At 52.8% G+C, this 7,857-nt stretch carries 7 protein-coding genes; 6 read left to right on the top strand and 1 reads right to left on the bottom strand.

Annotation, left to right across the window (positions count from 1 at the left end):
- Positions 1-106 precede the first annotated feature (106 nt).
- The 6 genes from rbsD (at position 107) to rbsR (ending at position 5,900) form a co-directional block, all read left to right on the top strand.
- The gene (gene rbsD, locus F7Q90_RS13705) at positions 107-526 is read left to right on the top strand and encodes a D-ribose pyranase (protein ID WP_006121185.1); all 420 of its coding nucleotides are present in this window, start codon (positions 107-109) and stop codon (positions 524-526) included.
- A gap of 7 nt (positions 527-533) precedes the next feature.
- Positions 534-2,042 carry a ribose ABC transporter ATP-binding protein RbsA gene (gene rbsA, locus F7Q90_RS13710; protein ID WP_006121184.1) on the top strand — a complete coding sequence of 503 codons (1,509 nt, stop codon included), beginning with the start codon at positions 534-536 and terminating at the stop codon, positions 2,040-2,042.
- Positions 2,039-3,010 (top strand): ribose ABC transporter permease, encoded by a 972-nt coding sequence (rbsC, locus tag F7Q90_RS13715; protein WP_006121183.1) that lies wholly within the window; start codon positions 2,039-2,041, stop codon positions 3,008-3,010. The genes rbsA and rbsC overlap by 4 nt, the downstream gene beginning before the upstream one ends.
- A gap of 26 nt (positions 3,011-3,036) precedes the next feature.
- A complete protein-coding gene (gene rbsB, locus F7Q90_RS13720; protein WP_033737208.1) occupies positions 3,037-3,912 on the top strand; it encodes a ribose ABC transporter substrate-binding protein RbsB in 876 nt (291 codons plus the stop codon).
- A 61-nt stretch (positions 3,913-3,973) separates the two neighbouring features.
- Positions 3,974-4,903, top strand: coding sequence for a ribokinase (gene rbsK, locus F7Q90_RS13725; protein WP_006121181.1), 930 nt, complete (start codon positions 3,974-3,976; stop codon positions 4,901-4,903).
- A 13-nt stretch (positions 4,904-4,916) separates the two neighbouring features.
- Entirely contained in the window at positions 4,917-5,900 is a 984-nt protein-coding gene (gene rbsR / locus F7Q90_RS13730) for a ribose operon transcriptional repressor RbsR (RefSeq protein ID WP_033737206.1), read from the top strand.
- Here rbsR and mdtD read toward each other — a convergent pair.
- Positions 5,897-7,297, bottom strand: a complete 1,401-nt coding sequence (gene mdtD, locus F7Q90_RS13735; RefSeq protein ID WP_006121179.1) for a multidrug transporter subunit MdtD — start codon at positions 7,295-7,297, stop codon at positions 5,897-5,899. The genes rbsR and mdtD overlap by 4 nt on opposite strands.
- Between the last annotated feature and the right edge of the window lie 560 nt (positions 7,298-7,857).

The following is a 7,857-nucleotide window of genomic DNA, read 5'->3' on the forward strand; positions in this document are numbered from 1 at the left end:
ATCGAAACGTTTCGATAGCGATCACAAATTTCTTCTCCAGTGGTTGAATTGTAACCTTCTTTTTATACACTCCAGAAAGCGAAACGTTTCGCTCTGGAGTGGAAAAATGAAAAAAGGTCGCCTGTTAAACGCTGAACTCTCTTACGTTATCGCCCGCCTGGGCCATACAGATACGTTGACGATCGCTGATGCGGGGTTGCCCATTCCGGCAGAAACGCAGCGTATCGATCTGGCACTGATACCGGGTACGCCAGGCTTCATGCAGGTGGTGGAAGCGGTAACGCATGAGATGCAGGTGGAAAGCGCCTTTATCGCGGAAGAAATTAAGCAACACAATCCGCAGCTCCATAGCGAACTGATCGCCGTGCTCGACGCATTGCAACAGCACCAGGGAAATCGCATTACCATCCGCTACATCAGTCATGAACAGTTTAAACAACAAACACAACGTAGCCAGGCGGTCATTCGCAGCGGAGAGTGCTCTCCGTATGCGAATGTCATCCTGAGTGCCGGTGTGACCTTCTGAGGCCGTTATGCAACCGTTACTGCAGCTCAAAGGCATCGAAAAAGCGTTTCCGGGCGTGAAAGCATTAAATGGCGCGTCGCTGTCCGTCTGGGCAGGGCGCGTTATGGCATTAGTCGGTGAGAATGGCGCCGGCAAGTCCACCATGATGAAGGTGCTGACCGGGATTTATACCCGTGATGCCGGATCACTGCAGTGGCTGGGCGAAGAAACCACCTTCAGTGGACCGAAAGCCTCGCAGGAAGCCGGTATCGGCATTATCCATCAGGAGCTCAACCTGATCCCGCAGTTGACTGTGGCAGAAAACATCTTTCTTGGGCGTGAATTCATTAATGGTTTTGGTCGCATTAACTGGAAGCGGATGTATGCCGAGGCGGATGCGCTCCTGAAACGCCTGAATCTGCGTTTTAGCAGTCACAAGCTGGTGGGCGATTTATCCATCGGCGATCAACAAATGGTCGAAATTGCCAAGGTTCTGAGCTTTGAATCGAAAGTCATCATTATGGATGAGCCCACGGATGCGCTGACGGATACCGAAACATTGTCCTTGTTCCGGGTGATCAATGAACTGAAGGCGCAAGGATGCGGCATCGTTTATATCTCTCATCGCATGAAAGAAATTTTTGAGATTTGTGATGACGTGACGGTCTTCCGTGACGGGCAATTTATTGCAGAGCGTCCGGTCGCCGAGATGAGCGAAGAGAGCCTGATCGAAATGATGGTGGGACGCAAATTAGAAGATCAGTATCCCCATCTGGATGAGGCGCCCGGCGAAATTCGTCTTAAGGTTCAGAACCTCAGCGGCCCTGGCGTGGATGACGTCAGCTTTACCTTACGTAAAGGCGAAATTCTCGGCGTATCGGGCCTGATGGGCGCAGGCCGGACAGAGTTAATGAAAATTTTGTATGGTGCCTTGCCCCGTACCGGGGGGCAGGTCTGGCTGAGTGGACGTGAAGTCGTGATCCGTTCTCCTCAGGATGGCCTGGCTAACGGCATCGTTTATATCTCCGAAGATCGCAAGCGCGATGGCCTGGTGTTAGGCATGTCAGTCAAAGAAAACATGTCGCTTACCGCCTTACGCTATTTCAGTCACCCGGCTGGCAGACTGCGCCATGCGGAAGAGCAGCTCGCTGTAAAAGATTTCATTCGCTTATTTAACGTGAAAACGCCGTCGATGGAGCAGCCGATTGGCCTGTTATCGGGCGGGAATCAGCAGAAGGTGGCGATAGCCCGTGGATTGATGACGCGCCCTAACGTGTTGATTCTTGACGAACCGACGCGCGGCGTGGACGTCGGGGCCAAAAAAGAGATCTATCAGCTGATTAATCAGTTCAAAGCTGAAGGGCTGAGCATCATCCTGGTGTCGTCAGAAATGCCAGAGGTGCTGGGCATGAGTGACCGTATTGTCGTGATGCATGAAGGCCGTTTAAGCGGCGAATTTAGCCGTGAAGAAGCTACCCAGGAAAGCCTGATGGCAGCAGCCGTCGGTAAGCAACACAGTGAGGATTTAGTTGTATGACCACCCAAACCGTTCCATCTAACCGTCGCTGGTTCAGCAAAGCCTGGCTACTTGAGCAAAAATCGCTGATTGCGCTGATTGTGTTGATTGCTGTGGTGGCGAGCCAGAGCCCCAATTTCTTTACTGTGGCCAACCTGTTCAACATTCTTCAGCAGACATCGGTCAATGCCATCATGGCTGTGGGAATGACCCTGGTCATTTTAACGTCCGGCATCGATCTTTCCGTCGGCTCGCTGCTGGCGCTGACGGGCGCGGTGGCCGCCTCGCTGGTAGGCATGGAGGTGAATGCCTTTGTTGCCGTTGCAGCCTCCCTGGTGCTGGGCGCGGCGATTGGTGCGGTCACGGGAACCATCGTGGCGCGGGGCAAGGTGCAGGCGTTTATCGCTACGCTGGTCATGATGTTACTGCTGCGCGGCGTCACCATGGTTTATACCAACGGCAGTCCGGTCAATACCGGTTTTAACGATAATGCCGATCTGTTTGGCTGGATTGGTATTGGTCGTCCGCTGGGTATTCCAACCCCGGTCTGGCTGATGGCGCTGGTGTTTGTCGCCGCCTGGTACATGCTGCATCACACGCGCCTGGGTCGCTATATTTATGCGTTGGGCGGTAATGAGGCGGCCACGCGTCTCTCCGGCATCAACGTTAACCGTGTGAAAGTTATTGTTTACTCACTGTCTGGCATGCTGGCCGCGCTGGCGGGATCGATTGAAGTGGCGCGTCTGTCTTCTGCCCAGCCAACAGCGGGTACAGGCTATGAACTGGACGCTATCGCGGCTGTCGTGCTGGGCGGAACGAGTCTGGCAGGCGGTAAAGGCCGCGTCGTTGGCACCTTAATTGGCGCATTAATCCTTGGCTTTTTAAACAATGGATTAAATCTGATGGGTGTATCTTCCTACTACCAGATGATCGTCAAAGCAGTCGTTATTCTGCTGGCGGTGCTGGTGGATAATAAAAGCAGCAAATAACTCAGACTCTTATACAGGATAAAATGATGAAAAAGTTAACTGCACTCGCTGTCATTCTTGGCGCAACCCTCAGCGCCAGCGCAATGGCGAAAGATACCATTGCCCTTGTTATCTCTACGCTGAATAACCCGTTCTTTGTGTCCCTGAAAGACGGCGCGCAAAAAGAAGCGGACAAACTGGGTTACAACCTGGTCGTGCTGGATTCACAGAACAACCCTGCGAAAGAACTGGCTAACGTGCAGGATCTGACGGTTCGCGGCACCAAAGCACTGCTGATCAACCCAACCGATTCTGACTCTGTAGGCAATGCCATCAAGCTGGCTAACCAGGCAAAAATCCCTGTTATCACGCTGGATCGCGTGGCGGCTCAGGGTACCGTGGTAAGCCATGTTGCATCTGATAACCGCTTCGGCGGAAAAATGGCAGGTGACTTTATTGCCCGTAAACTGGGTGATGGCGCGAAAATCATCGAATTAGAAGGGATCGCGGGAACTTCAGCAGCCCGTGAACGTGGCGAAGGCTTCCAGAAAGCTGTTGATGCACACAAGTTCAAGGTTCTGGCCAGCCAGCCTGCTGACTTTGACCGTACTAAAGGCCTGAACGTGATGCAGAACCTGTTGCAGGCGCATCCAGATGTGCAGGCGGTATTTGCCCAGAACGACGAAATGGCACTGGGTGCCCTGCGTGCACTGCAGACTGCTGGTAAGACCGATGTGCTGGTGGTGGGCTTTGACGGCACGCCAGATGGTGTGAAAGCCGTTGAAGGCGGTAAGCTGGCGGCGACCGTTGCTCAGATGCCAGAGAAAATTGGCATGATCGGCGTTCAGACTGCTGATAAAGTGCTGAAAGGCGAAAAAGTGCAGGCAGTTTATCCAGTTGATTTGAAACTGGTTACTAAATAAATCAAAGAAAAGCAGGGCACTGCGCCACCCATCGGTGGCGCACTTATTTCGGACTCTCCCAATGAGCAAACACGCAAAACTGGCCGTTCTCGGCAGCATCAATGCTGACCATATCCTTAACCTGGCACACTTTCCCCGTCCCGGCGAAACGGTGATCGGGCAGAAATATCAGATTGCGTTTGGTGGTAAAGGCGCCAATCAGGCGGTTGCGGCCGGCCGTGCGGGCGCGGATATTGCCTTTATTGCTTGTGTCGGTGCTGATGACATTGGTGAACGTGTCTGTCAGCAACTCGCGCAGGATAAGATTGATACCCAGCCGGTAGAGGTCATTGAGGGTGAATCGACGGGCGTTGCGATGATCTTCGTCAATGGCGAAGGCGAAAATAATATAGGCATCTATTCCGGTGCTAATGCCGCGTTAACGCCAGCCTACGTCGCGCGTCACCAGCAGGTTATCGCCGGGGCTGACGCATTACTGATGCAGCTTGAATCGCCACTGGACAGCGTGGTAGCGGCGGCAACTCTTGCCCGACAGCATCAGACGCAGGTCATTTTGAATCCTGCGCCAGCAACGGCTCTGCCGGACAGTCTGTTAGCGTTGGTTGACGTGATTACGCCAAACGAGACTGAGGCTGAAATCCTGACAGGAATTGCCGTCAGAAATGATGAGGACGCTGCGCGTGCGGCGGCTGCGTTACATAATAAAGGCATCCCCACTGTCTTGATCACCCTGGGACGCCGTGGCGTCTGGCTGAGTGAAAAGGGCCAGGGGCAACGTGTTGCGGGCTTTGACGTGAAAGCCGTAGATACGATTGCGGCGGGTGATACGTTTAACGGCGCGTTTATCACAGCACGTCTTGAAGGCAAGGCCATGCTGGATGCCGTTCGCTTTGCGCACGCTGCTGCGGCAATTGCGGTAACCCGTTCGGGAGCACAGCCCTCTGTACCCTGGCGTGCCGAGATCGACGACTTTTTACAGCAACAGGGTTAAGCGCTTGGCTACGATGAAAGATGTCGCCCGGCTGGCGGGCGTCTCCACCTCAACGGTTTCACACGTCATCAACAAGAATCGTTTTGTGAGCGATGGTGTGCGTGAAAAAATCGAACAGGCGATTCGCGATCTGAACTATGCGCCGTCGGCACTAGCTCGTAGCCTCAAGCTTAACCAAACCCATACGATCGGCATGCTACTGACCGCCAGCAGTAACCCCTTTTATGCCGAAGTGGTACGTGGTGTTGAAGACAGCTGTTATGAGCGTGGATACAGCCTGATCCTGTGCAATACCGCCGGGGACGAAGACCGTATGAATCGTAGCCTGGAAACCTTGCTGCAAAAGCGGGTCGATGGTTTGCTGATTATGTGCACGGAAAGTCATTTACCGTCGGCGGAAATCCTGAATCGTTATCCTTCTATTCCTATGGTGATGATGGACTGGGCGCCTTTCGAAGGGCGGGGCGATATCATTCAGGATAACGCGCTGTTGGGGGGTGAACTGGCGACACAGCATCTGATTGACAGCGGATATTCGCGTATCGCCTGTATTTCCGGGCCGCTTGATAAAACCCCGGCGCGCATGCGCCTTGAAGGTTTTCATCAGGCAATGCAGAAAAACGGTCTGGAGGTCCCGCCAGACTATGTCGTGAGCGGTGACTTTGAGTTTGCGGGCGGTTATAACGCTATGTTCGAACTGTTGGCGCTGGATACCCCACCGCATGCCGTTTTTACCAGCAACGACGCGATGGCGGTTGGGGTTTACCATGCACTACATCAGGCCGGCTTGCAGATTCCGCAGGATATGGCGGTGATGGGATATGATGACGTGGAACTGGCGCGCTATATGTCGCCGCCGCTGAGCACCATTCATCAACCGAAAGATGAGCTGGGTGAACTGGCTATTGATACGTTGATTTATCGTCTGAGTAATCCCGACGTCAGCCAGCAGACGCTGGTACTGACGCCGGAACTGGTTCCGCGGGGATCGGTTTAAGCTTTCTTCTTTTTATCGCGATTTTTAATCAGGTTGCGTCCGTCGCCATTGCGCAGCATCGTAAACGTCAGCGCTGACAGGACGGTGACGATGCCCATCGTCAGGAAGGTAGAATGGAACTGTTCTACTGTCGTGCTATCAAATTCCTGATAAAAGCGCAGGACGGCCGCACTGACGGCCACCCCAAAGCTGATCGCGAGCTGCTGTGTCACCGCGAGTACACTGTTGCCGCCACTGGCATTGTCGTCATCCAAATCAGCCAGGGTAATGGTGTTCATTGCCGTAAACTGGGTGGACATCGCCATACCTAACAGAAAGAGCGGAATTAATAAGAACGCAATATCCTCAGAAGGTGACTGCAGCGAGAAGCTGGCGATCATCACGCCAATGATCATCGTAATACTGACTAACAGGCGGCGATAGCCAAACCAGCGCAGTAATTGCGTCACGCTTTGTTTAGCCAGAATGGAGCCAATGGCTGTGGGGGCCATCATGCAGCCAGCCAGAATCGCAGAATAGCCAAATCCTACCTGAAGCATCAGCGGCATCAAAAACGGCACGCAACCAGTGCCCAGCCGCGAAGCGATGTTACCAATGATGCCTACCGAGAATGTGCGTGTCTTAAACATGGGCAGATTGATCAACGGCGAGGGATGACGCCGGGCATGGGCTATATAGAGGAGCAACAAGACAACGCCGCCAGTCAGAACGCCTGCCGCAAGCCAGGGTGAGACAATACGCTCACCAAACAGCTCTATGCCGGTAGAGATCATCACTAATCCAATGCCGAACAATAAAAATCCCAGAAAGTCGAAGCGGCGCTTTGGTGTCGTGAAGTCAGGCATGAATTTACGTGCATAGACGATGCCGAGCAGACCTATCGGAATGTTTATCAGGAAGATCCAGTGCCAGGTGGCATAGGTCACCATGATTCCCCCCAGCAACGGCCCCAGTATCGGTCCGACTAATCCCGGCATGGTGACAAAGTTGAGAATAGGTAAGAGTTCACTACGGGGATAGGCACGCAGAAGTGCCAGCCGCGCGACGGGCATCATCATCGCGCCACCCACGCCCTGAATAACGCGCGATGTGACCAGTATTGATAAGGAGGGCGATAAGGCACAGGCAAGTGAACCCAGCGTAAACAGCGAAACGGCAATAATAAAGATCTTGCGTGTGCCAAAGCGGTCTGCAAGCCATCCACTAACCGGAATAAGCATGGCAACAGTTAAGGTGTAGCTGATAACGGCGGACTGCATGGCTAGCGGGGAACGTTCAAGGCTGGTAGCGATCGCGGGCAGCGCGGTATTGAGTATCGTGGCATCCAGTGACTGCATAAAGAAGGCCATAGCGGCAATCCATGGCAGACCGGCCATACTGCGCGCGGATTTAATCATTGAGCGTCCTTCGTAATGTCTTCGGCAAAGAATATAAAAAGAATAGCATTGGCAGAAATGCACAATACGCCTCTTTCAACCGATATGTGGTGATTTCCGTGCGTTATTTACGCAGGATGTGTCGCTTTTTACCCCGTTCGTTTAAAAATGAATCGCTCAGTCATTTTTTTATAATTAATGCTTGTCACCCAGAAAGAACGCCCTATAATGCGCCTCCACTGACACGGCACAACGGCTTACGTAACGCGGTGTTCAGCAGAGAGCTCCCCGGAGTTTTCGCCGGAGTAAAACTTCTGAAAAAGAGGTTGACTCTGAAGGAGGAAAGCGTAATATACGCCACCTCGCAACAGAGGGTTAACCCGCTGGTTGCACTGCTCTTTAACAATTTATCAGACAATCTGTGTGGGCACTCGCAGGATTGATATCCGCGTCTCCGGACGCAAAAAAAATATCAAGTCTTAAGAGTGAACACGTATTGAAATTCATTACGACGTTTTCCTTGAGCATCGCTGCACTGGTTGCAGCAAATCAAACTTTAAATTGAAGAGTTTGATCATGGC

This window comes from Pantoea stewartii subsp. stewartii (assembly GCF_008801695.1).
Classification (GTDB): domain Bacteria; phylum Pseudomonadota; class Gammaproteobacteria; order Enterobacterales; family Enterobacteriaceae; genus Pantoea; species Pantoea stewartii.

Coding starts and splice junctions, on each gene's coding strand:
- rbsD (WP_006121185.1), top strand. CDS start 107: ATGAAAAAAGGTCGCCTGTTAAACGCTGAACTCTCTTACGTTATCGCC.
- rbsA (WP_006121184.1), top strand. CDS start 534: ATGCAACCGTTACTGCAGCTCAAAGGCATCGAAAAAGCGTTTCCGGGC.
- rbsC (WP_006121183.1), top strand. CDS start 2,039: ATGACCACCCAAACCGTTCCATCTAACCGTCGCTGGTTCAGCAAAGCC.
- rbsB (WP_033737208.1), top strand. CDS start 3,037: ATGAAAAAGTTAACTGCACTCGCTGTCATTCTTGGCGCAACCCTCAGC.
- rbsK (WP_006121181.1), top strand. CDS start 3,974: ATGAGCAAACACGCAAAACTGGCCGTTCTCGGCAGCATCAATGCTGAC.
- rbsR (WP_033737206.1), top strand. CDS start 4,917: ATGAAAGATGTCGCCCGGCTGGCGGGCGTCTCCACCTCAACGGTTTCA.
- mdtD (WP_006121179.1), bottom strand. CDS start 7,297: ATGATTAAATCCGCGCGCAGTATGGCCGGTCTGCCATGGATTGCCGCT.